Source organism: Megasphaera indica (genome assembly GCF_046614755.1).
Taxonomy (GTDB): Bacteria; Bacillota; Negativicutes; order Veillonellales; family Megasphaeraceae; genus Megasphaera; species Megasphaera intestinihominis.
Map to the genome: position 1 here is coordinate 1 of NZ_JBKKJR010000061.1, position 363 is coordinate 363.

1 protein-coding gene is annotated in these 363 nt (G+C 52.3%); it reads left to right on the forward strand.

Annotation, left to right across the window (positions count from 1 at the left end):
- Positions 1–9: 9 nt before the first annotated feature.
- The coding region (locus tag ACFCTO_RS12180) for a transposase (RefSeq protein WP_499876973.1) at positions 10–363 on the forward strand (354 nt) is incomplete at its 3' end.

The window sequence follows — 363 nt, forward strand, 5'->3', positions numbered from 1 at the left end:
GGTGATCTCATCGAGGAGGTGATGCCCTTACTGAAAGACCGGCAGGTATTACTGTTCTTTGACAGTTGGTATGCCAAAAGCACGTTGATAGAGCGGGTTTTGCAATATCCCCACCTGGCCTTCATCTGCAATGTCCGCAGTGATTCAGCGATGTATGAATTGCCGCCCTTGCCTAACGGCAAGCCGGGACGCCCGAAAAAACGAGGAAAGCGGCTTCATCTGGATGATTTCAACTTGTCCTGGGATATGGATGGCATGAAGGTCGGCCATCGAGTCGTTTTGACCCATATCTGCGGGAATCGACGTATTCATGCCTATGTAAGCTGCACTGCGTCGGGGTCCCGGCGGCTTTTCTTCAGCACC